The organism is Paracoccus marcusii, from assembly GCF_028621715.1.
In the GTDB taxonomy this organism is placed as follows: domain Bacteria; phylum Pseudomonadota; class Alphaproteobacteria; order Rhodobacterales; family Rhodobacteraceae; genus Paracoccus; species Paracoccus marcusii.
Genome location: NZ_CP117466.1, coordinates 364,892 through 385,752, shown reverse-complemented (window position 1 = coordinate 385,752; position 20,861 = coordinate 364,892). Strand labels below are relative to the sequence as shown.

Annotated in this window: 21 protein-coding genes; 17 read left to right on the top strand and 4 right to left on the bottom strand. The window is 68.8% G+C overall.

Annotated features, from left to right (window positions below; genetic code table 11):
* Positions 1 to 80: 80 nt before the first annotated feature.
* The 14 genes from dnaE (at position 81) to ftsH (ending at position 16,568) form a co-directional block, all read left to right on the top strand.
* Positions 81 to 3,551 (top strand): DNA polymerase III subunit alpha, encoded by a 3,471-nt coding sequence (dnaE, locus tag PRL19_RS01875; RefSeq protein WP_273743701.1) that lies wholly within the window; start codon positions 81 to 83, stop codon positions 3,549 to 3,551.
* A gap of 99 nt (positions 3,552 to 3,650) precedes the next feature.
* The gene (gene ruvC, locus PRL19_RS01870) at positions 3,651 to 4,160 is read left to right on the top strand and encodes a crossover junction endodeoxyribonuclease RuvC (RefSeq protein WP_045981454.1); all 510 of its coding nucleotides are present in this window, start codon (positions 3,651 to 3,653) and stop codon (positions 4,158 to 4,160) included.
* A complete protein-coding gene (gene ruvA, locus PRL19_RS01865) occupies positions 4,157 to 4,867 on the top strand; it encodes a Holliday junction branch migration protein RuvA (protein WP_045981455.1) in 711 nt (236 codons plus the stop codon). The genes ruvC and ruvA overlap by 4 nt, the downstream gene beginning before the upstream one ends.
* Positions 4,868 to 4,882: 15 nt before the next feature.
* The gene (gene htpX, locus PRL19_RS01860) at positions 4,883 to 5,803 is read left to right on the top strand and encodes a zinc metalloprotease HtpX (protein ID WP_273743700.1); all 921 of its coding nucleotides are present in this window, start codon (positions 4,883 to 4,885) and stop codon (positions 5,801 to 5,803) included.
* Positions 5,800 to 6,831, top strand: a complete 1,032-nt coding sequence (gene ruvB / locus PRL19_RS01855) for a Holliday junction branch migration DNA helicase RuvB (protein WP_273743699.1) — start codon at positions 5,800 to 5,802, stop codon at positions 6,829 to 6,831. Before htpX ends, ruvB begins: the two co-directional genes overlap by 4 nt.
* Before the next feature lie 36 nt (positions 6,832 to 6,867).
* Complete coding sequence (gene ybgC, locus PRL19_RS01850) at positions 6,868 to 7,263, top strand: tol-pal system-associated acyl-CoA thioesterase (RefSeq protein ID WP_127899105.1); 396 nt, start codon at positions 6,868 to 6,870, stop codon at positions 7,261 to 7,263.
* 167 nt (positions 7,264 to 7,430) lie between these two features.
* Positions 7,431 to 8,123, top strand: a complete 693-nt coding sequence (tolQ, locus tag PRL19_RS01845; RefSeq protein WP_045981459.1) for a protein TolQ — start codon at positions 7,431 to 7,433, stop codon at positions 8,121 to 8,123.
* Between the two features lies 1 nt (position 8,124).
* Positions 8,125 to 8,574 carry an ExbD/TolR family protein gene (locus PRL19_RS01840; protein WP_046001374.1) on the top strand — a complete coding sequence of 150 codons (450 nt, stop codon included), beginning with the start codon at positions 8,125 to 8,127 and terminating at the stop codon, positions 8,572 to 8,574.
* Positions 8,575 to 8,577: 3 nt separating this feature from the next.
* Positions 8,578 to 10,515 (top strand): hypothetical protein, encoded by a 1,938-nt coding sequence (locus PRL19_RS01835; RefSeq protein WP_273743698.1) that lies wholly within the window; start codon positions 8,578 to 8,580, stop codon positions 10,513 to 10,515.
* 54 nt (positions 10,516 to 10,569) lie between these two features.
* Positions 10,570 to 11,889: a Tol-Pal system beta propeller repeat protein TolB gene (tolB, locus tag PRL19_RS01830; protein WP_273743697.1), complete on the top strand. Its 1,320-nt coding sequence runs from the start codon at positions 10,570 to 10,572 to the stop codon at positions 11,887 to 11,889.
* Positions 11,890 to 11,896: 7 nt separating this feature from the next.
* Positions 11,897 to 12,496: a peptidoglycan-associated lipoprotein Pal gene (gene pal, locus PRL19_RS01825; RefSeq protein ID WP_337960266.1), complete on the top strand. Its 600-nt coding sequence runs from the start codon at positions 11,897 to 11,899 to the stop codon at positions 12,494 to 12,496.
* Complete coding sequence (locus PRL19_RS01820) at positions 12,496 to 13,398, top strand: tetratricopeptide repeat protein (protein WP_045982843.1); 903 nt, start codon at positions 12,496 to 12,498, stop codon at positions 13,396 to 13,398. Before pal ends, PRL19_RS01820 begins: the two co-directional genes overlap by 1 nt.
* Positions 13,395 to 14,621 carry a tRNA lysidine(34) synthetase TilS gene (tilS, locus tag PRL19_RS01815; RefSeq protein ID WP_273743696.1) on the top strand — a complete coding sequence of 409 codons (1,227 nt, stop codon included), beginning with the start codon at positions 13,395 to 13,397 and terminating at the stop codon, positions 14,619 to 14,621. Before PRL19_RS01820 ends, tilS begins: the two co-directional genes overlap by 4 nt.
* A gap of 57 nt (positions 14,622 to 14,678) precedes the next feature.
* Positions 14,679 to 16,568 (top strand): ATP-dependent zinc metalloprotease FtsH, encoded by a 1,890-nt coding sequence (gene ftsH, locus PRL19_RS01810; protein WP_045982844.1) that lies wholly within the window; start codon positions 14,679 to 14,681, stop codon positions 16,566 to 16,568.
* A 43-nt stretch (positions 16,569 to 16,611) separates the two neighbouring features.
* Here ftsH and PRL19_RS01805 read toward each other — a convergent pair whose 3' ends face one another.
* Positions 16,612 to 17,040 carry an organic hydroperoxide resistance protein gene (locus PRL19_RS01805; RefSeq protein ID WP_127899102.1) on the bottom strand — a complete coding sequence of 143 codons (429 nt, stop codon included), beginning with the start codon at positions 17,038 to 17,040 and terminating at the stop codon, positions 16,612 to 16,614.
* 99 nt (positions 17,041 to 17,139) lie between these two features.
* Here PRL19_RS01805 and PRL19_RS01800 point away from each other — a divergent pair, with 99 nt between their 5' ends.
* The 3 genes from PRL19_RS01800 to folD are packed head-to-tail and all read left to right on the top strand — an operon-like array spanning position 17,140 to position 18,819.
* Positions 17,140 to 17,598 carry a MarR family winged helix-turn-helix transcriptional regulator gene (locus PRL19_RS01800; protein WP_273743695.1) on the top strand — a complete coding sequence of 153 codons (459 nt, stop codon included), beginning with the start codon at positions 17,140 to 17,142 and terminating at the stop codon, positions 17,596 to 17,598.
* Positions 17,599 to 17,644: 46 nt separating this feature from the next.
* Entirely contained in the window at positions 17,645 to 17,947 is a 303-nt protein-coding gene (locus PRL19_RS01795; protein ID WP_045982896.1) for a chorismate mutase, read from the top strand.
* Entirely contained in the window at positions 17,944 to 18,819 is an 876-nt protein-coding gene (gene folD / locus PRL19_RS01790; protein WP_273743694.1) for a bifunctional methylenetetrahydrofolate dehydrogenase/methenyltetrahydrofolate cyclohydrolase FolD, read from the top strand. Before PRL19_RS01795 ends, folD begins: the two co-directional genes overlap by 4 nt.
* Here the strand turns inward: folD and PRL19_RS01785 are convergent.
* From PRL19_RS01785 to PRL19_RS01775, 3 genes are all read right to left on the bottom strand, one after another.
* A complete protein-coding gene (locus PRL19_RS01785) occupies positions 18,816 to 19,388 on the bottom strand; it encodes a hypothetical protein (protein ID WP_273743693.1) in 573 nt (190 codons plus the stop codon). The two genes, folD and PRL19_RS01785, sit on opposite strands and share 4 nt — an antisense overlap.
* Positions 19,389 to 19,453: 65 nt before the next feature.
* Positions 19,454 to 20,092, bottom strand: coding sequence for a 3-oxoacid CoA-transferase subunit B (locus PRL19_RS01780; RefSeq protein ID WP_046001381.1), 639 nt, complete (start codon positions 20,090 to 20,092; stop codon positions 19,454 to 19,456).
* Positions 20,092 to 20,796 (bottom strand): CoA transferase subunit A, encoded by a 705-nt coding sequence (locus PRL19_RS01775; RefSeq protein WP_273743692.1) that lies wholly within the window; start codon positions 20,794 to 20,796, stop codon positions 20,092 to 20,094. The genes PRL19_RS01780 and PRL19_RS01775 overlap by 1 nt, the downstream gene beginning before the upstream one ends.
* Positions 20,797 to 20,861: the final 65 nt, after the last annotated feature.

Here is a 20,861-nt window from a genome sequence, read left to right as displayed (position 1 = left end):
CAAATTCCTGACCTGCTTAGACCGCAATTCGGCAGCCGCGCAATTGCACTGTTTGGTCACGCTGCGATACTGTCCCGATCATGGCCGCAAAATCCCCCCGATTCATCCATCTTCGCACACATTCCGAGCATTCTTTGCTGGAAGGTGCCATTCCAGTAGGCAAATTGCCAAGCCTTGCCTTCGAGGCAGGCATGCCGGCGGTCGCGCTGACCGACACGAACAACATGTTCGCCGCGCTGGAATTCAGCGTGAAGGCCCGCGACAAGGGCATCCAGCCCATTATCGGTTGTCAGGTGACCCTGATGGCCGAGGCCACCGGGCCGGTCGTCCTCCTGGCGCAGAACCAGGCGGGGTGGATGAACCTGATGGCGCTGTCCACCTGCCTCTATCTGCGCGAGGGCGGGGCGCTGCCGCATGTGACGGTCGACGAGCTGTGCGCCAAGGCCGAAGGGCTGATCTGCCTGACCGGGGGCGCGACGGGTCCCTTGGGCCTGCTGATCGCGCAGGGCCAGATGCCCAAGGCCGAGGCGCTGGCCGACCGGCTGGCGGCGTCCTTCGGCGACCGGCTCTATGTCGAACTGCAGCGCCATCCCGGCGAGAACGGCCAGCTGATGGCCGCCGAGGCCGCGTCCGAGGGCGGTCTGGTCGATCTGGCCTATGCCAAGGGTCTGCCGCTGGTGGCGACGAACGATGTCTATTTTCCCAAGACCACCATGTACGAGGCGCATGACGCGCTGATCTGCATCGCCGAGAAAGCCTATGTCGACCAGTCCCAACCCCGTCGCCGCCTGACGCCCCAGCATTACTTCAAGTCCGCCGAAGAGATGGCGGTCCTGTTCGCCGACCTGCCCGAGGCGATCGAGAACACCGTCGAGATCGCCCGCCGCTGCGCCTTTGCGGTGTCCAAGCACGCGCCGATCCTGCCCAGGTTCGCCGATGACGAGGTGACCGAACTGCGTCGCCAGGCCCATGCCGGCCTGGCCGAGCGGCTGAAGGTCATTCCCCACGCGGTCACGGTCGAGGAATACACCGCGCGCCTGGATTTCGAACTGGGCATCATCGAGCAGATGGGTTTTCCCGGCTACTTCCTGATCGTGGCCGATTTCATCTACTGGGCCAAGGAGCAGGGCATCCCGGTCGGTCCCGGCCGCGGGTCGGGCGCCGGGTCGCTGGTCGCCTATGCGCTGACCATCACCGACCTGGACCCGCTGCGCTACAACCTGCTGTTCGAGCGGTTCCTGAACCCCGAACGGGTCAGCATGCCGGATTTCGACATCGACTTCTGCATGGACCGCCGCGAGGAGGTGATCCGTTACGTGCAGGGCAAGTACGGGGCCGACAAGGTGGGCCAGATCATCACCTTCGGCGCGCTTCTGTCCAAGGCTGCGGTGCGCGACGTGGGCCGCGTGCTGCAGCTGCCCTTCGGCCAGGTGGACCGCCTGTCCAAGATGATCCCGGTCGAGGGCGTGAAACCCGTCAGCATCGCCAAGGCCCGCGCCGACGAGCCGCGCCTGCGCGAGGCCGCGCGCGAGGAGGTGGTGGCCCGCCTTCTGGATTACGCCGAACAGCTGGAGGGGCTTTATCGCAACGCCTCCACCCACGCGGCGGGGGTGGTGATCGGGGACCGGCCACTGGACCAGCTGGTGCCGCTGTACCGCGATCCGGCATCCGACATGCCGGCGACCCAGTTCAACATGAAATGGGTGGAGCAGGCCGGCCTGGTCAAGTTCGACTTCCTGGGCCTCAAGACGCTGACGGTGATCCAGAATGCGGTCGACCTGATCAACGGTCAGGGCCGTCCGCTGCACATCGCCGCCGACGGGCGGCAGTTGTACGACCCCGCGCCGGGGACGGAAAACCAGATCAACCTGATCCCGCTGGACGACAAGGCCAGCTATGACCTGTTCGCCAGCGCGCGCACGGTCGCGGTGTTCCAGGTGGAATCCAGCGGCATGATGGACGCGCTGCGCCGCATGAAACCCACCTGCATCGAGGACATCGTGGCGCTGGTGGCGCTGTACCGTCCCGGCCCGATGGAGAACATCCCGACCTATTGCGAGGTCAAGAACGGCCTGCGCGACCTGGAATCGATCCACCCGACCATCGACGACATCCTGGCCGAAACCCAGGGCATCATCGTCTATCAGGAACAGGTGATGCAGATCGCCCAGGTCATGGCGGGCTATTCGCTGGGCGGCGCCGACCTGCTGCGCCGGGCGATGGGCAAGAAGATCGCGGCCGAGATGGCCAAGGAGCGGCCCAAGTTCGTCAAGGGCGCGGTCGCCAACGGCGTGCCCGACAAGAAGGCCGGAGAGGTCTTCGACCTGCTGGAAAAGTTCGCCAACTACGGCTTCAACAAGTCGCACGCGGCCGCCTATGCCGTGGTCAGCTATCAGACCGCGTGGCTGAAGGCGAACCACCCGGTCGAATTCATGGCCGCGGTGATGAACTGCGACATCCACCTCACCGACAAGCTGGCCGTCTACAAACGTGAATGCGATCGGATGGGGATCGAGATCGTGCCGCCCTGCGTCAACCGCTCGGCGCCGACCTTCACCGTGGGGCCGGGGCGCATCCACTATGCCCTGGGCGCGCTGAAGGGCGTGGGCCTGGAGGCGATGCGGCTGATCCATGATGCGCGCGGGGACCAGCCGTTCCGCGACATCCACGACCTGGCACGGCGCACCGACATGAAGCGGGTGGGCAAGCGCCCGCTGGAGATGCTGGCCCGCGCCGGCGCCTTCGATGGGCTGGACGACAACCGCGCCCGGGTGATGAAGTCGCTGGACGGGTTGGTCGCCTGGTCGGCGGCGGTCCAGAGCCAGGCCGCCTCCAGCCAGACGTCGCTGTTCGGGGGCGGAGAGGATCTGCCGCCGCCGCGTGCCCCCCTGTCGGGCATCTGGCTGCCGACCGAGAAGCTGGGAGAGGAGCACAAGGCCGTCGGATTCTACCTGTCCGGGCATCCGCTGGACGACTATCTGCCGGCCCTGCGCCGCAAGAAGGTGATGACCTTGGCCGAGATCAGCCAGGACGCACTGAACGGCCCGCTGGTCGCCCAGATCGCGGGCACGATCGCCGCGCGGATGGAGCGCAAGTCCGCCAAGGGCACCGCCTATGCCTTCGTCAGCCTGTCGGACCCCACGGGGCTGTATGAGGTCACGGTGTTCTCGGACCTGCTGACCGCCAGCCGCGACAAGCTGGAACCGGGCGCCAGCGTCGTGCTGCAGGTCAAGGTCGAGCCGTCGGGCGATCAGGTTAAGATGCTGGCCAATTCGGTCACCGCGCTGGAGGACGCCGTGGCCGACGCGGGTGCAGGCTGCCTTGCGGTCGAGATGCAGGGCGCCGACACGATCCCGCGCCTGGTCGAGGTGCTGACCCGCATCCGCACCGACATCATCGTGCCGCCCCGGTCGCGCGGCCCGATCCGCCTACGCATCCGCGAGGGCGACGAGATCATCGAGATCGAGGTCGCCAACGACGCCCCCCTGACCACCCCCGCGCGCCAGGCGCTGCGCGCGGTGCCCGGCGTGCTGGACGTGGTCGAGGAGTGAGCCGGGCGTCTTCGTCGTTCGAATACCCATGGCCCGACGTGGCATGCCCCTAGCCAGATGTTCGCGCTTCGTGCTAGCAATCGGAAAAAAGAGGGCAGCATGAAGGTCTTGGGTATCGATCCCGGTTTGCGGAACATGGGCTGGGGGATGATCGAGGTGGACGGATCGCGCATCCGGCACATCGCCAACGGCACCATCCATTCGGACGGCGCGCAGGATCTGGGCGCGCGGCTGTCGGTTCTGTTCCGGGGTCTATGCGCGGTCATCGCGACCCATGCCCCCGACGAGGCCGCGGTCGAGCAGACCTTCGTCAACAAGGACGCGACCGGGACGCTGAAGCTGGGGCAGGCGCGGGGCGTGGCCCTGCTGGCGCCAGCCGAGGCCGGGATATCGGTCGGGGAATACGCGCCCAACGCCGTCAAGAAGACCGTCGTGGGCGTGGGTCACGCGGGCAAGGAGCAGGTCCAGCACATGGTGCGCATCCAGTTGCCCGGGGCTGTCTTCGACAGCGCGGACGCGGCGGATGCGCTAGCCATCGCCATCTGTCACGCCCGTCATCTGCAGGGACGGTCGCTGCGGGTCGCCACGCCCAAGCGGGGCGCGGCATGATCGGGCGGATCGCGGGGGTCATCCTGCACCGGGCGCGCGATCACGTGCTGATCGACGTGCGGGGCGTGGGATACATCGTGCATGTCAGCGAGCGGACGGCGGCGGGGCTGCCGCCGGTGGGGCAGGCGGCGGCGCTGTATACCGAGCTGGTGGTGCGCGAGGATCTTTTGCAGCTGTTCGGATTTCCGACCATGCTGGACAAGGAGTGGCACCGGCTGCTGACGTCGGTCCAAGGGGTCGGTGCCAAGGTGTCGCTGGCGATCCTGAGCACGCTGGGCCCCGAGGGGCTGGGCCGGGCGATCGCGCTGGGGGACTGGGCGTCGGTTCGCAAGGCGAACGGGGTCGGTCCCAAGCTGGCGCAGCGGATCGTGCTGGAACTGAAGGACAAGGCGCCGTCGGTCATGGCCCTGGGCGGCGCGCTGACAATCGATGCGGGGGACGTTGCCGCGGGCGGTCATGCGGAGGAACCGGGCATCGAGCCCGGCCCCTCCGCGGCATCCGCGCGCGGTCGCGCCGATGCCCCCGCCCCCGCGACCGGCGCGCATCAGGGTCAGGCGATGGCGGATGCGCTGTCGGCGCTGACCAATCTGGGCTATGGTCCGTCCGAGGCGGCATCCGCCGTGGCCGAGGCGCAGGCGCGGGAACCGGCGGCGGCCATGCCCGCGTTGATCCGCGCGGCGCTGCGTCTGCTGGCGCCCAAGGACTGAACCGGAGGTCTGAACATGGCAGGAAACGTCAAGGTCTTCATGCTGATGGCGGCGCTGACCGCGCTGGTCATGGCCTTGGGCTGGATGCTGGGCGGATCGGGCGGTGCGGTGATGGCGCTGGTGATCGCGGGGGGCATGAACTTCTTCAGCTACTGGAACAGCGACAAGATGGTCCTGCGCCAGCAGGGGGCGGTCGAGTTGTCGCCCCAGCAGGGGGCCGAACTGCACGCGATGACCGCGCGGCTGGCCGAGCGCGCGCAGATGCCCATGCCCAAGCTGTACCTGCTGCCGACCCAGCAGCCCAATGCCTTTGCCACCGGGCGCAATCCGCAGAACTCTGCCGTGGCGGTAACGCAGGGGCTGCTGAACCACCTGTCCGCCGACGAGATCGAGGGCGTGATCGCCCATGAGCTGGCCCATATCCGGCACCGCGACACGCTGACCATGACCGTCACCGCGACCATGGCCGGCGCCATCGCGATGATGGGGAACATGATGCTGTTCGCGGGAAACCGCGAGGGGCGGGGCGGCGTGATCGGCGGCATCCTGGCGATGATCCTGGCGCCGATGGCCGCGATGATGGTGCAGATGGCGATCTCTCGTGCGCGGGAATACGAGGCGGATGCGACCGGCGCGCAGATCAGCGGCAAGCCGCGGGCGCTGGCCTCGGCCCTGAGCCGGATCGCGCAGGCGGCGGGGCGCAGCGTGAACCTGCCGGCCGAGAAGAACCCCGCCGCGGCGGCGATGTTCATCATCAACCCGCTACACGCGATGCGGGCCGACCGGCTGTTCACCACCCACCCCCCGACCGAGGAGCGGATCGCCCGGCTGATGGCGATGGATGGCACGGCTCCGCGTGACTCTGCCCCCGCCGCCGGACCAAGCCGCATCCCCCGCACCGGCGCCGCGCCGCGCACGCCCTGGGGCCGCGGATGAGCGCACCGGACCCCGACCTGCGCCCCGAAAAGCTGGACAGCGATGTCGAGGATCGCGCGCTGCGCCCGCAGAACCTGTCCGAATTCGTGGGCCAGGCCGAGGCGCGCGCGAACCTGAAGGTGTTCATCGAAAGCGCCAAGATGCGCGGCAAGGCGATGGACCACACGCTGTTCTTCGGCCCCCCGGGACTGGGCAAGACCACGCTGGCGCAGATCATGTCGCGCGAACTGGGGGTGAACTTCCGCATGACATCCGGGCCGGTCATCGCGCGGGCGGGGGATCTGGCCGCGATCCTGACCAACCTCGAGGCGCGCGACGTCCTGTTCATCGACGAGATCCACCGCATGAACCCTGCGGTCGAGGAGATCCTGTATCCCGCGATGGAGGATTTCGAGCTGGATCTTGTGATCGGCGAGGGCCCGGCCGCGCGCACCGTTCGGATCGAGCTGCAGCCCTTCACGCTGGTGGGGGCGACCACGCGGCTTGGTCTGCTGACCACGCCGCTGCGCGACCGGTTCGGCATTCCGACCCGGCTGCAGTTCTATGAGATCGCGGAACTGGACCTGATCGTGCAGCGCGGCGCGCGGCTGATGGGGATCAGCGCCGATCCCGAAGGCACGATGGAGATCGCGCGCCGCGCCCGCGGCACGCCCCGCATCGCGGGCCGGCTGCTGCGCCGCGTGGTCGATTTCGCGCTGGTGGAGGGGAACGGCCGCCTGACGCGCGAGATTGCCGATATCGCGTTGAACCGGCTGGGGGTGGACGATCTGGGCCTGGACGGGGCCGACCGGCGGTACCTGACGCAGATGGCGCAGCATTACGCGGGCGGACCCGTGGGGGTCGAGACGCTGTCCGCCGCCCTGTCCGAGAGCCGCGACGCCATCGAGGAGGTGATCGAGCCCTATCTGCTGCAGCAGGGCCTGGTCGCGCGCACCCCACGCGGGCGCATGCTGACCCAGGGGGCCTGGCGCCATCTGGGCCTGGACATGCCGGTCCCCACCGGTCAGGCGACGCTGTTCGACGTCTGATTGCGGACGGGACCGATCGCGCGTATTTTGGCCCCCATGAGCCATCACCTGACATTGCGCGTCTATTACGAAGACACCGACCTGGCCGGGATCGTCTATTATGCAAACTATCTGAAATACATCGAGCGGGGGCGGTCCGAATGGATGCGCGCCACCGGCATCGACCAGATGCGCATGAAGGAGACGTCGGGCCATGTCTTCGCCGTCCGCCATATCGAGGCCGACTATCTGCGCCCCGCGCGCTTCGACGACCTGCTGACCGTGGTCACCGACCTGTCGCACGCCACGGCCGCGCGGATCGTGGTCGACCAGCAGGTGCTGCGCGGCGATGAGGTGCTGTTTTCGGCGCGGGTGACGATCGTCAGCCTGGACGGGCGGGGACGCCCCGTGCGCCTGCCCGCCGCCCTGTCGCGGGCGCTGCCGGAGGGCTGAACCCGTGGCCTCTGCCGCGCGGATGCGGCAACACGGACGCAGGTTGATGAAAATTGACGCCATTGTGTTGCCGCGGGGGCTGAAACCCGTGGCAATTACAGGGTAACAGGCCGCAACGCCGGGCTGCCAGGGGGCAGTTGCGGCCCCTGATGATGAGGCAATAGACCATGGAACCCATTCAGGCCGCCGAGGCCATCGACTTTTCGGCCGTGGCTTTGTTCTGGCGATCCTCGCTGACGGTGCAGGTGGTGATGATCATGCTGATCGCGGCCTCGTTCTGGTCGTGGGCGATCATCGTGCAGAAGTTCCTGACCTTTGCGCAGGCGCGCAAGGAGGCCGCCCGCTTTGACCGCGCCTTCTGGTCCGGAGAGCCCTTGGACGATCTTTATGACCGGCTTGGCGACCGTCCCAAGGGGCCGTCGGAACGGATCTTTTCCGCGGGCATGACCGAATGGCGCCGCAGCCACCGCGATGACGGGCGGCTGATCGCGGGCGGCATCGGGCGCATCGATCGGGCCATGAACGTGGCCATCCAGCGCGAGGAACAGCGCCTGTTCCGCGGCCTGTCCTTCCTGGCGACCGTGGGGTCGACCGCGCCCTTCATCGGCCTGTTCGGCACCGTGTGGGGCATCAAGTCCGCATTCGAGGGCATCGCCCTGACCCAGGATACCAGTCTGGCCGTCGTGGCGCCGGGCATCGCCGAGGCCCTGCTGGCGACCGCTCTGGGCCTGGTCGCAGCCATCCCGGCCGTCGTCTTCTACAACAAGCTGTCGGGCGATGCGGAACGCATCACCGGCGGATGGGAGGCGTTCTCGGACGAGTTCTCGACGCTTCTGTCGCGTCAGATGGACGAGGCCTGACATGGCATCCGGGGTCGTCAAGCGCGTCCGCAGCAAGGGCCGTCGGCGCAACCTGCCGATGTCCGAGATCAACGTCACGCCCTTCGTGGACGTGATGCTGGTGCTGCTGATCATCTTCATGGTCGCGGCGCCGCTGATGACGGCGGGCGTTCCGCTGAACCTGCCCGAAACCGCCGCCAACGCCGTCCCCAACGAGGACGAGGAGCCGTTGATGGTGTCGATCCCGGTCGAGGGGTCGCTGACGATCATGGACCAGCCGGTGGCGGACGAGCAGGTCGTGACGACGCTGCGCACGATCCTGGCGGAACGGCAGTCGGGCCGGGTGTTCCTGCGTGCCGACGGCACCATCCCCTATGCCCGCGTGGTCCAGATCATGGGCGCGTTGAACGCGGCGGGCATCACCGACATCGTGCTGGTCACCGAGACCGGCGGACCGCGGATGGACGGCTGAACCATGGACGAACGCGAAGGGCGCATCGGTTACTGGGTCTCGGGGGTCGCGCACGGCTCTCTGATCCTGTGGGCGATCCTGGGCGGGGCGCTGTTTCGTCCGCAGCCCAGCCCGATGGTGCGCACGACCCAGGTCTCGACCATCAGCGGCGCCGAGTTCGAGGCGATGGCCGCCGCCGCCCGCGGGGCGGGGCCGGTGGGTGCCGATTCGACCGCGGTGGCCACCTTGCCCGACCCCGTCGACCCGGCCGAGGACGGTGCGGCGCGGCCCGTCGATGCGATCCCCCCGCAATCGGGGCAGGCCGCGGCGCTGGAACAGCCCGATACGGCCGAATCCGTGCCCGACCTCAGCGATTTCGCGCCCGCCGCCCCGGTCGAGGTCGCGACCGATCTGCCCGCGCCGCGCCCGAACCAGACCGACGGCGCCGAGACCGCCCCGCAGGTCCCGGACACCCCCCCGGCCCCCGTGGCAGAGGCCCAGCCTAACCGCCCGGCGCTGCCGACGCCCGACGCCGCGGCCGTTCCGGTCGCCCCGCGATCGGCGCTGGCGCTTGACGCCTCGCGCCGCCCCGAGGACCGGCCGGCCGACCTGGTCGAATCCTTCAACCGCCGCGTGGCAGAGGCGGCTGCGGCCGAGGCTGCGCGTCAGGCGGCCGCGGACGCGGCTGCCGCCGCCGCGCGTCAGGCCACAGCCGATGCGGCCGCCGAAGCCGCAGCCGAGGCGGAACGCCAGGCTGCCGCCGAGGCAGACCGCCAAGCCGCCGCCGAACGCGAGCGCCAGGCCGCGGCGGACGCTGCCGCGGAAGCCGAACGTCAGGCCGCGGCAGAGGCGGAGCAGGAACGGCGCGCAGCGGCAGAGGCCGCGGAAGAGCGCCGCGCGGAAGCCGCGCGCCAGGCTGCGGAGGAGGAACGGCAGGCAGCCGACGCCGCCGCCGCAGAGGCCGAACGCCGCGCCGCGGCCGAAGCGGAAGAGGCGCGTCGTGCCGCCGCAGAGGCCGCGGCCGAGGAGGAGCGCCGCGCCGAAGCCGCACGTCAGGCCGCGGAGGCCGAGCGCCTGGCCGCTGAGGAGGCGGAGCGCCGTGCTGCCGCAGAGGCGGAGGAGGAGCGCCGCGCCGCTGCAGCGGCCGAGGAAGAACGTCGCGCCGAAGCCGCACGCCAGGCCGAAGAAGCAGAGCGCCAGGCCGCCGCGGAGGCGGAACGCCGCGCTGCCGCAGAGGCCGAGGAAGAGCGCCGTGCCGCCGCCGAAGCCGCCGCAGAGGCAGAGCGCCAAGCCGAGGCCGAGCGTCAGGCCGCTGCCGAACAGGCCGCGCGCGAGGCGGCGGATCGGCAGGCGCTGGAGGACGCGCTGCGCGATGCGCAGGGCGGGGCAGGGGGGCAGGACGCCGCCTCTGGCTCCGACACGGCCGGCAGCCCGTCGCAGACCATCGAGGGCGGCAGCGGCGCCTCGGCCGGGCTGGACCCGCTGGCCGCCGCGCTGGCGGGGGCCATGGCGGGGACCGGGGCCGCGGCGGATCCGGCGAACGACCCCTCGGGCCCGCCGGCCGATATGATGCAGCTGACCCCCAGCCCGATCCAGGCGACGCCCCTGCCCGATGCGGCCCAGGGCCTGCCTTTGGGCGACCCGCTGACGCTGTCGGAACGCGACGGGCTGCGCTTTGCGATCCAGGACTGCTGGAACCTGGGCGCGCTGTCGGTCGAGGCGTCGCAGATGACCGTCTCTGTCGGGTTCACGCTGTCGCCGGACGGGGTGCCCGACCAGAACAGCATGCGCATCGCCGGCTATCAGGGCGGCAGCGAATCCGCAGCCCAGCAGGGGTTCGAGGTCGCGCGCCGCGCCATCCTGATGTGCGGACGCGCCGGGTTCGATCTGCCCGCATCGAAATACGGACGCTGGCGCGATGTCGTGGTGGACTTCCGCCCCGACGGCGTCGCGTTCCAATGACTGACCGGCGGGGCCACCTTCCGCTGTTCGCCGAAAAAAGGTAGTGATGACGCCATGTTCCGCAGATTGATCCTTGCCCCTGCCTTCCTGCTGGCCGCAGCGTTGCTGCCGGCAGGGCCCGTGTTGGCGCAGGACACCCCCCTTCGCATCGAGATCACCGACGGCGTGATAGAGCCGATGTCGATCGCCATTCCGGCCTTTCACGGCGATGCCGAGATCGCGGCCCGCATCCGTCAGGTCGTGGCGGACGACCTGACCGGCACCGGCCTGTTCAGCGAGATCCCCGTCGAGACGCATGTCGCCCGCCCCGCCAGCTTTACCGAGGCCGTCAGCTATGACGACTGGCGGGCGGTGAACGCGCAGGCGCTGGTCTCGGCCGAGGTGCGGCAGATGGGCGACAACATCAGCGTGGGCTTTCGGCTGTTCGACGTCGTGTCGGGCCAGCCGCAGGGCGACGGGATGCAGTTCGACGCCCGCGCCGCCGACTGGCGCCGCGCGGCCCACAAGATCGCCGACCAGATCTATGCCCGGTTGACCGGCGAAAAGCCCTATTTCGACAGCCGCGTGGCCTTCGTCCAGGAAACCGGCCCCAAAAGCGCGCGGATCAAGCGGATCGGCGTGATGGATTACGACGGCGCGAACATCCTGTGGATGACCGACAGCTCGTCCCTGGTGCTGGCGCCGAAATTCTCGCCCGACGGGCGCCGCCTGCTGTTCACCAGCTATGACAGCGGCTTTCCCCAGATCCAGCTGATGGACGTGGCGACCGTCAGCGCCCGGCCGCTGACTCGCGATGCCAGCACGATGGCTTTTGCGCCGACCTTCAGCCCGGACGGGCGGTGGGTCGCCTATTCGCGCGAACAGGGCGGCAATACCGACATCTGGCTGATGGACGTGGCCACCGGCGCCCAACGCGCGCTGACCAATTCGCCGGCCATCGACACCTCTCCGGGGTTCAGCCCGGACGGGCAGCGCATCGTGTTCGAAAGCGACCGGTCCGGCGCGCCGCAGCTGTACATCATGGGGCTGGACGGGGCCGAGCCGTCGCGCATCAGCTTTGGCGACGGGCGTTACGGCACGCCCACCTGGTCGCCCAAGGGGGACCTGATCGCGTTCACCAAGCAGATCGGCGAACGCTTTCACATCGGCACCATGCGCACCGACGGATCGTCCGAGCGCATGCTGACCGAAAGCTTCCTGGACGAAGGCCCGACCTGGGCCCCGAACGGTCGGGTGGTGATGTTCACGCGCGCCACCCCCGGCGGAAACGGCCAGCCGCGTCTGCATTCGGTGGACATCACCGGGCGCAACATGCGACCGATGAATCTTGACTTTGCCGCCTCGGACCCGTCCTGGGGTCCCCTGTTGCCATGAGGATGAGATGATGAACGCCGCGACCAAGCCTGTCCTGCTGGCCGCCCTTCTGGGGCTGGCGGCCTGTGCCCAGCCCGCGCCGACGGTGGCGCCGCCCGTGGTCGACCCCTATGCCAGCACGGGCGGGGGCGCGGTGTTCCAGGGCGATCTGGCCGGCGGCGTCCTGGGCGCCGAGGCGACGGCCCAGTATTTCCGCGGCACGGTCGGTGACACGGTCCTGTTTCCCGCCGACCAGACGACCCTGACCCCCGAGGCGCGGTCCATCCTGGCGGCGCAGGCCGCCTGGTTGACGCGCCACACCGCCTTTACCGCCGTGGTCCAGGGCCATGCCGAGGAGACGGGCACCCGCGAATACAACCTTGCGCTTGGCGCGCGGCGGGCCAGCGCGGTGCAGGAATACCTGGTCGCGCAGGGCGTGGCACCGGGCCGCATCCGCACGCTGTCCTTCGGCAAGGAGCGTCCCGCAGCGACCTGTTCGGACGAGGGCTGCTATGCCCAGAACCGCCGTGCCGTCACCGTCGTGACCGAAGCCGCACCCCCCGCTGTGGCGATGGCCCCCGTGGCAAGCGCCGCCCCTGCCGGGGGCGTCGTCGGGGCAGGCATGTGATGCGGCTGATCCCCGCGCTGATCCTGGCCCTGACGCTTGGGGCACCTGTTCAGGCCGCCCCCGACGCCGCGACGCTGGCCGACATGCGTCAGCAGGTCACGCAGCTGCGCAGTCAGCTGCAGGGATTGCGGGGCGAACTGGTCGCGTCGGGCGCCGCCGGGTTCCAGGCGGCGGGCGGGGCCAGCGCCATCGACCGCATGAACGCGATGGAGGCGCAGCTGATGCGCCTGACGAACCAGGCTGAACAGCTGCAGAATCGCATCAACCGGATCGCGGGCGACAGCGAACGGCGCCTGTCCGACCTGGAATTCCGCCTGTGCGAGGCCGAACCCGGCTGCGATCTGTCGGCGCTGACCGTGCCGCAGGCGCAGGCGGGGCTCAGCCCGCAGCTGGCGCCCTCGGCCCCGGCGGATGGCGGGGCGGGGCAGCCGGCCTCGACCGCGGCCGAGCAGACCGATTTCGACGCGGCCCGCGCCGCGATGGACGCCGGCGATCACGCCCGTGCGGCGCAGATGTTCGCCGATGTTGCAGAAACCCATGCCGGCGGTCCCCTGACCGCCGAGGCGCTGTTCCTGCGCGGTCAGGCGCTGGATCTGGCCGGCCAGCCGCGCGATGCTGCAGCCGCTTGGCTGGAGGGGTTCGCCGCCGATCCGGACGGCGCACGGGCGGGCGAGAGCCTGCTGGGCATCGCTCGCGTGATCGAGGCGCAGGGTGACGCGACCGCCGCCTGCCTGTACCTGGCAGAGATTCCTGCCCGATTTCCCGGCAGCCCGCAGGCCGTCGAGGCCGAGGGCCACGTGACCCGCCTTGGCTGCGGCGTCAGCGACCTGGGCGTTCTGGACCCGCTGCTCGATCCGTCGATGGACCCCGAAGCGGCGGCCGATCTGGCCGAATACCCGTGATCCGCGACCCCGGCGCCCGCATCAGGTCTGTCCTGGACCGGCTGGCGGGGGACCTGCCGGCGCTTGGACTGGCGGTGTCGGGGGGCGGTGATTCCATCGCCCTGATGCAGGTGGTCGCCGAATGGGCGCAGGGGCGGCGCGTCATGGTCGCCACCGTCGATCACGGCCTGCGCGAGGGCAGCGCGGCCGAGGCCGACGAGGTCGCCCGCGCCGCGAGTGCCTTGGGCCTGTCGCATGCGGTGCTGCTGTGGCGGCGCGACACGCAGGTCGGCAACCTGATGGCGCAGGCCCGCGATGCGCGGCTGCGGCTGCTGTCGGGCTGGGCGCGGCGCAACGACCTGCCGGCGGTGGCGCTTGGCCACACGGCCGACGATCTGGCCGAGACGCTGCTGATGCGCCTGGCGCGCGGGTCCGGCGTGGACGGGCTGTCGGCGATGGCGGAATGGCGCGACGCGTTCGACATGCGCTGGCTGCGGCCGATGCTGGGCACCGGGCGGGCCGAGCTGCGCGACTGGCTGACGGCGCGCGACATCACCTGGATCGACGATCCGACGAACGACAATGCCGACTATGACCGCATCCGGGCGCGCCAGGCCATCGCGGCCCTGGGGCTGGAGGTGTCGGGCCTGGCCCGATCCGCCGCCCATATCGCCGACGCGCGCGACGCGCTGGCCGATTACGCGGCCCTGCTGAGCGCCGATGCCAAGGTCGACCGCGGCAGCCTGATCCTGTCGCGCGGCCCCCTGCGCGACGCGCCGCCAGAGATCCGCCGCCGCATTCTGGTCGCCGCCTGCCGGTGGGTGACGGGCGCCGACTATCCGCCGCGCCGCGCGACGCTGGTCCATGCGCTGGAGGCGATGCTGGCGCAGGGACGGGTGACGCTGGACGGGGCGATGATCTCTCCGACGGGCGGGGGGCTGCGGGTCACGCGTGAGGCCGCGGCCGCGCTGCGCACCGGCCCAACGCCGGACCAGGTCTGGGACCGCCGCTGGCGGGTGCGCGGCCTTGCCCCCGGCCAGACGATCGCGGCCTTGGGGACCGAGCCGCTGGCCCGCCTGGCGTGGCGCGATTCGGGCCTGCTGCGCGACGAGGCTGCGGCCAGCCCCGGCATCTGGCAGGACGGACGGCTGATCGCCGCGCCGCTGCTGCGCGACCACCCCGGAATCACCCTGATTCCAGTCCGGGGCGCGGCAGATTTCCGCAGGTTGGTGAAGGCGCATTGAACCTGTCGCGATAATCCCTATTTTCAAGTCAAACCGCATTCCGTCGGAGGACCCGTATTGGGCAATGCTCGCAACTTCGCCTTCTGGGTGGTTCTGTTCCTGATGATCCTCGCGCTGTTCAATCTGTTCAGCGACGGGTCGGGCACCATGAACAGCCGCCAGATCAGCTATTCCGACTTCATCGAACGGGTGCAGAACGACCAGGTCAGCGCCGTCACGATCGACGGAGAGGACGTGGCCATCACCGGCACCAACGGCGAACAGTACGCGACCGTGCGCCCGATGGGCGAGGATATCAGCGACCGGCTGATCCAGCAGGGCGTGGACGTGCGCGTAGTCAAGCAGCAAAGCAGCGGCTTCATGTCGATGCTGGGCGTCTGGCTGCCGTTCATCCTGCTGATCGGGGTGTGGATCTTCTTCATGAATCGCATGCAGGGCGGCGGCAAGGGCGGCGCAATGGGCTTTGGCAAGTCCAAGGCCAAGCTGCTGACCGAAAAGCACGGTCGCGTGACCTTTGACGACGTCGCAGGCATCGACGAAGCCAAGGAGGAGCTTGAGGAGATCGTCGAGTTCCTGCGCAACCCGCAGAAGTTCAGCCGCCTTGGCGGCAAGATCCCCAAGGGCGCGCTGCTGGTGGGCCCTCCGGGCACCGGCAAGACGCTGCTGGCGCGGGCCATCGCGGGCGAGGCGGGCGTGCCGTTCTTCACCATCTCGGGATCGGACTTCGTCGAGATGTTCGTGGGCGTCGGTGCCAGCCGCGTGCGCGACATGTTCGAGCAGGCCAAGAAATCGGCCCCCTGCATCCTGTTCATCGACGAGATCGACGCCGTGGGTCGCGCCCGTGGCGTGGGCATCGGCGGTGGCAACGATGAGCGCGAACAGACACTGAACCAGCTGCTGGTCGAGATGGACGGCTTCGAGGCGAACGAAGGCATCATCATCATCGCTGCAACCAACCGCAAGGACGTCCTGGACCCCGCGCTGCTGCGTCCGGGCCGGTTCGACCGCACGATCCACGTGCCGAACCCCGACATTAAGGGCCGCGAGCGGATCCTGTCGGTCCATGCGCGCAAGGTCCCGGTCGGACCGGATGTCGACCTGCGCCTGATCGCGCGCGGTACGCCCGGCTTTTCGGGCGCGGACCTGATGAACCTGGTGAACGAGGCTGCCCTTGGTGCGGCGCGGATCGGTCGTCGGTTCGTCAGCATGGCTGATTTCGAGAATGCCAAGGACAAGGTGATGCTGGGTGTAGAGCGTCGCAGTCTGGTCCTGACGCCCGAGCAGAAGGAAAAGACCGCCTATCACGAGGCAGGCCACGCCGTTGTCGGCCTGTCGCTGCCGAAATGCGATCCGGTCTACAAGGCCACGATCATCCCGCGCGGCGGCGCCTTGGGCATGGTCGTCAGCCTGCCCGAGATGGACCGCCTGAACTTCCACAAGGACGAGGCCAAGCAGAAGATCGCCATGACCATGGCCGGCAAGGCTGCCGAGATCATCAAGTACGGCGAGGAGGGCGTCTCGAACGGCCCCGCCGGCGACATCCAGCAGGCCAGCGCGTTGGCCCGCGCGATGGTGATGCGGTGGGGCATGTCGGACAAGGTCGGCGCAGTCGACTATGCCGAAGCGCATGAGGGCTACAACGGCAGCACCGGCGGCTTCTCGGTGTCGGCCTCGACCAAGGAACTGATCGAGCAGGAGGTTCGCGACCTAATCGAGGAGGGCTATCAGGAAGCCCGCCGCATCCTGCTGGAGAAGGAGGTCGAGTTCGAGCGCATGGCCAAGGGCCTGCTGGAATACGAGACCCTGACCGGAGAGGAAATCGCCCGCATCCTGCGCGGTGATGCGATCGGCGGGGATGACGACGACACCCCGGCCAGCGTGATCCCCTCGGTCACGGCCATCCCGCGGACAAAGCCCGCGCCGGGTGGCGACCCCGCCCCTGCCTGAGACGACAAAACCCCGGTCCGATGGACCGGGGTTTTTTCTTGGATCACACCAGAGTCGGCGTGATGGTCAGCGTGCCGGCCGTGGCATGCGAATAGGGACAGACCTTGTGACCGCCCTCGATCAGGTCCTGCGCCACGGCGGGGTCCAGGCCGGGCAGGGACACGGCGATCTGGACGTCCAGTCCGAAGCCCGGATCGCTGCGGGGGCCGATGCCGACGCTGACATTGACCGCCGCATCATCCGGCACCTTGACCTTTTGCGACGCAGCGTAATGGCGCATCGCGCCCATGAAGCAGGCGGCATAGCCGAGCGCGAACAGCTTTTCCGGGTTGAGCCCGTCGCCGCCGGGACCGCCCAACTCCTTCGGAACGACCAGGTCGATGGCCGAAGTGCCGTCATTTAAGGCGGTTTTGCCGTCACGGCCGCCCCCGGTGGCCGTCGCGGCGGTCCGATAGAGGATCTTTTCCGGCATCGCATTTCCTTTCTTCGATAATAGATAGCACGCTATATAAATTAACCCTTCGAAATTGCAACAGTTGCGGACTGCGCTTTGTGCAATTACACCATGTGCATGAGCGATGATCCCGCCTTGTCCAGCCTGTCGCCTTTCGATCAGATGCTGTGCTTTGACGTCTATGCCGTCAATCTTGCCTTTGGGCGGATCTACAAGCCGTTGCTGGACCCGCTTGGGCTGACCTATCCGCAGTTTCTGGTGATGATGGCGTTGTGGGCCAATGATCATCAGTCCGTCGGCGGCATCGGCGACAGCCTCGGGCTGGACAGCAGCACCCTGACCCCGCTGATCAAGCGGCTGGAGGCGGCGAACCTGGTCACCCGACAGCGGGATTCGCGCGACGAACGCCGGGTGATCGTGTCGCTGTCCCCGCAGGGCGCCGACCTGCAAAGCCAGTCCGAACGCGTCATCGCCTGCGTGACCGGCAATACCGGGCTGGATGACCGGACCGCCCAGGCACTGCGCGAACAGCTACGACGCCTGCGACGTCAGCTGCAGCAGAGCCCGCAGGGCTAGGCTGGGCCTTGCGATTTTGCGCGCGACGGTGCATGGGACGGACACCATGACCCGGACCTGTGACATCCCCGACATGCCCGCGCTGCGGGCTCAGATCGACCAGCTGGACGAACAGCTGATGGCGTTGCTGGCGCGACGCCATGCGCTGATCGACCGCGCCGCGCAGATCAAGGCCGGCAACGGCATGCCCGCGCGCATCGATGCCCGCGTCGAGGAGGTCGTGGCGAATGTCCGCCGCCACGCCGAGGGTCACGGCCTGGACCCCCAGCTGTACGATCGCCTTTGGCGGCAGCTGATCGAGGCCGCCATCGCCCAGGAAGAACGCCAGCTGAACAAGGACCGCCCATGACCGCCCAGACCCTTGACGGCAAGGCCTTTGCCGCCCGCCTGCGCGCCCGGATTGCCACGCAGGTCGCCGATCTTGCAGGGCAGGGCATCGTGCCCGGCCTGGCCGTCGTCCTGGTGGGCGAGGATCCGGCCAGCCAGGTTTATGTCCGGTCCAAGGGGCGCATGACGCGAGAGGTCGGCATGACCTCGTTCGAACACCGGCTGCCGGCGTCGACGGATCAGGCCACGCTGATGGCGCTGATCGCCAAGCTGAACGCCGATCCGGCCGTGAACGGCATCCTGGTCCAGCTGCCCCTTCCAAAGGGCATGGACGAGGCGGCGGTCATCAATGCCATCCTGCCCGAAAAGGACGTGGATGGGTTCCACATCCTGAACGTCGGGCGCCTGGCCACCGGGCAGAAGGCGATGGTGCCCTGCACGCCGCTTGGCTGCCTGATGCTGCTGCGCGACCATCTGGGGTCGCTGTCCGGCCGCAATGCGGTGGTCATCGGGCGCAGCAATATCGTGGGCAAGCCCATGGCGCAGCTGCTGCTGCGCGACAGTGCGACCGTGACGGTGGCGCATTCGCGCACGACCGATCTGGCCGCGCTGTGCCGTCAGGCCGACATTCTGGTCGCTGCCGTCGGGCGGCCGCATTTCGTGCAGGGCGACTGGATCAAGCCGGGCGCCACCGTCATCGACGTGGGCATCAACCGGACCGATGACGGGCTGGTGGGCGATGTCGACTTTGCCGCGGCAGTGCAGGTGGCCGGTGCGATCACCCCGGTTCCCGGGGGCGTGGGGCCGATGACCATCGCCTGCCTGTTGGCCAATACGCTGACCGCGACCGCGCGCAGCCACGGCCTGCCCGACCCCGAGGGGCTGACCCCCTAGGCGGCCATCCGCGCCGACAGCCGGAGCGCATGGGCCGGCTGTGTCGCGGCCACCGGCAGCACCGGGTCATAGGCGACCCGGATCAGCGCCGCCAGCGCGACGGATGGCGTCACCTCGGTGGAAAAGGTCAGCGCGGATTGCATCGTGATGCGTTCCGCAAGGGCCGCTGGATGCGCGTCGGCCAGCGCGCCCCCCATCCTGACGAAGGTCAGGCAGGCGCGGATGCCGCCCGCCTCGTCAAAGCGGAACAGCCGGTACTGGTCGGCGCTCTGGCCCGCCAGACGGTCCGGCAGGCCGGGAAGACCCGTCAGCCGGTCCAGATCGGGCACCCCGGCCAGTTCGGACCAGTCCCGCACGAAGAACAGCATCAGGTTCGCGCCGGTTTCGGGGTCGGTGTCGACCACCGGGTGGCGCGCATGCGCAAAGCCCGCACGGATCGCGCCGCGAAAGATGTCCAGGCTGTCATCGGCCAGACCGAACACCACGGGCGCCACCGGGCGGCCCCACCGCGCGCACAGGAAGCTGCCGTCGGGGCGGGTGAACAGGGTCTCTATCGCGGCGGGGTCCATGGCGTCTTTCCTGGGCATGAGAACGGGGGGCGAATGCCCCCCGGTCGGTGGTCGGTGCGAATGGGTCAGACCAGCGTGGCCTGGGTCGCGGCGCGGATCTCGTCCTCGGTGATGCCGTCGGCCAGCTGGACGATGCGCAGCCCGCCGGGCACCACGTCCAGGACGCCCATGTTGGTGATGATCCGGTCGACCACGGCCTTGCCGGTCAGCGGCAGGGTGCACGATTTCAGCACCTTGGACTCGCCCGCCTTGTTGGTGTGGTCCATGACCACGATCACGCGGCCCACGCCCGCGACCAGGTCCATCGCGCCGCCCATGCCCTTGACCAGCTTGCCGGGGATCATCCAGTTGGCCAGATCGCCCTCCTCCGAGACCTCCATCGCGCCCAGGATCGCCGCGGCGATCTTGCCGCCGCGGATCATGCCAAAGCTGGTGGCGCTGTCGAAATAGCTGGTGCGCGACAGTTCGGTGATGGTCTGCTTGCCGGCGTTGATCAGGTCGGGATCCTCGTCGCCCTCGAACGGGAAGGGGCCCATGCCCAGCATGCCGTTCTCGGACTGGAGCGTGATGTCCTTGTCGCCGACATAGTTCGCGACCAGGGTCGGGATGCCGATCCCCAGGTTGACGTACCAGCCGTCTTCCAGCTCCTCGGCCGCGCGGGCGGCCATCTGGTTGCGGTCCCAGCCTTTTGCTGCCTCGGTCATCACACGGCCTCCTTCTTGCGGGTGGTGCGCTGTTCGATGCGCTTTTCGTGCGACCCCTGGATGATCCGGTGGACATAGATGCCGGGCAGGTGGATCAGGTCGGGGTCCAAGCTGCCGCGCGGGACGATCTCCTCGACCTCGGCGACGCAGACGCGGCCGCACATCGCGGCGGGCGGGTTGAAGTTGCGCGCGGTCTTGCGGAACACCAGGTTGCCGGTGTCGTCGGCCTTCCAGGCCTTGACGATGGACAGGTCGGCCACGATCCCGCGTTCCAGGATGTAGTCCTGGCCGTCGAAATTCTTGACCTCCTTGCCCTCGGCGATGACGGTGCCGACGCCGGTCTTGGTATAGAAGCCCGGGATGCCGGCGCCGCCCGCACGCATGCGTTCGGCCAGGGTGCCCTGCGGGTTGAACTCCAACTCAAGCTCTCCGGACAGGTACTGACGCATGAATTCGGCGTTCTCGCCGACATAGCTGCTGATCATCTTCTTGATCTGACGTGTGTCCAGCAGCTTGCCCAGGCCGAACCCGTCCACGCCGCAATTGTTGCTGGCGATGGTCAGATCCTTGACCTCGGATTCGACCAGGGCGTCGATCAGCAGCTCGGGGATGCCGCACAGGCCGAACCCCCCTGCCGCGATGAACATCCCGTCATGCAAAAGCCCGTCCAGAGCCTCGCCCGCAGTGGCATAGACCTTTTTCATCGGTCCTCCCGTCCTTGATCCCGTTATCGGCCCAAGTTGTTGCGTGCGCTGGCGCAAGTGTCAAT

What these genes read in the sequence shown, in the direction of transcription:
- PRL19_RS01795 (WP_045982896.1), top strand. Translation starts at nt 17,645, where the DNA reads ATGACCCGGACCTGTGACATCCCCGACATGCCCGCGCTGCGGGCTCAG.
- ruvC (WP_045981454.1), top strand. Translation starts at nt 3,651, where the DNA reads ATGAAGGTCTTGGGTATCGATCCCGGTTTGCGGAACATGGGCTGGGGG.
- ybgC (WP_127899105.1), top strand. Translation starts at nt 6,868, where the DNA reads ATGAGCCATCACCTGACATTGCGCGTCTATTACGAAGACACCGACCTG.
- PRL19_RS01805 (WP_127899102.1), bottom strand. Translation starts at nt 17,040, where the DNA reads ATGCCGGAAAAGATCCTCTATCGGACCGCCGCGACGGCCACCGGGGGC.
- PRL19_RS01780 (WP_046001381.1), bottom strand. Translation starts at nt 20,092, where the DNA reads ATGACCGAGGCAGCAAAAGGCTGGGACCGCAACCAGATGGCCGCCCGC.
- dnaE (WP_273743701.1), top strand. Translation starts at nt 81, where the DNA reads ATGGCCGCAAAATCCCCCCGATTCATCCATCTTCGCACACATTCCGAG.
- htpX (WP_273743700.1), top strand. Translation starts at nt 4,883, where the DNA reads ATGGCAGGAAACGTCAAGGTCTTCATGCTGATGGCGGCGCTGACCGCG.
- tolQ (WP_045981459.1), top strand. Translation starts at nt 7,431, where the DNA reads ATGGAACCCATTCAGGCCGCCGAGGCCATCGACTTTTCGGCCGTGGCT.
- PRL19_RS01800 (WP_273743695.1), top strand. Translation starts at nt 17,140, where the DNA reads ATGAGCGATGATCCCGCCTTGTCCAGCCTGTCGCCTTTCGATCAGATG.
- tolB (WP_273743697.1), top strand. Translation starts at nt 10,570, where the DNA reads ATGTTCCGCAGATTGATCCTTGCCCCTGCCTTCCTGCTGGCCGCAGCG.
- PRL19_RS01775 (WP_273743692.1), bottom strand. Translation starts at nt 20,796, where the DNA reads ATGAAAAAGGTCTATGCCACTGCGGGCGAGGCTCTGGACGGGCTTTTG.
- PRL19_RS01785 (WP_273743693.1), bottom strand. Translation starts at nt 19,388, where the DNA reads ATGGACCCCGCCGCGATAGAGACCCTGTTCACCCGCCCCGACGGCAGC.
- folD (WP_273743694.1), top strand. Translation starts at nt 17,944, where the DNA reads ATGACCGCCCAGACCCTTGACGGCAAGGCCTTTGCCGCCCGCCTGCGC.
- pal (WP_337960266.1), top strand. Translation starts at nt 11,897, where the DNA reads ATGATGAACGCCGCGACCAAGCCTGTCCTGCTGGCCGCCCTTCTGGGG.
- PRL19_RS01835 (WP_273743698.1), top strand. Translation starts at nt 8,578, where the DNA reads ATGGACGAACGCGAAGGGCGCATCGGTTACTGGGTCTCGGGGGTCGCG.
- PRL19_RS01840 (WP_046001374.1), top strand. Translation starts at nt 8,125, where the DNA reads ATGGCATCCGGGGTCGTCAAGCGCGTCCGCAGCAAGGGCCGTCGGCGC.
- ruvA (WP_045981455.1), top strand. Translation starts at nt 4,157, where the DNA reads ATGATCGGGCGGATCGCGGGGGTCATCCTGCACCGGGCGCGCGATCAC.
- ruvB (WP_273743699.1), top strand. Translation starts at nt 5,800, where the DNA reads ATGAGCGCACCGGACCCCGACCTGCGCCCCGAAAAGCTGGACAGCGAT.
- PRL19_RS01820 (WP_045982843.1), top strand. Translation starts at nt 12,496, where the DNA reads ATGCGGCTGATCCCCGCGCTGATCCTGGCCCTGACGCTTGGGGCACCT.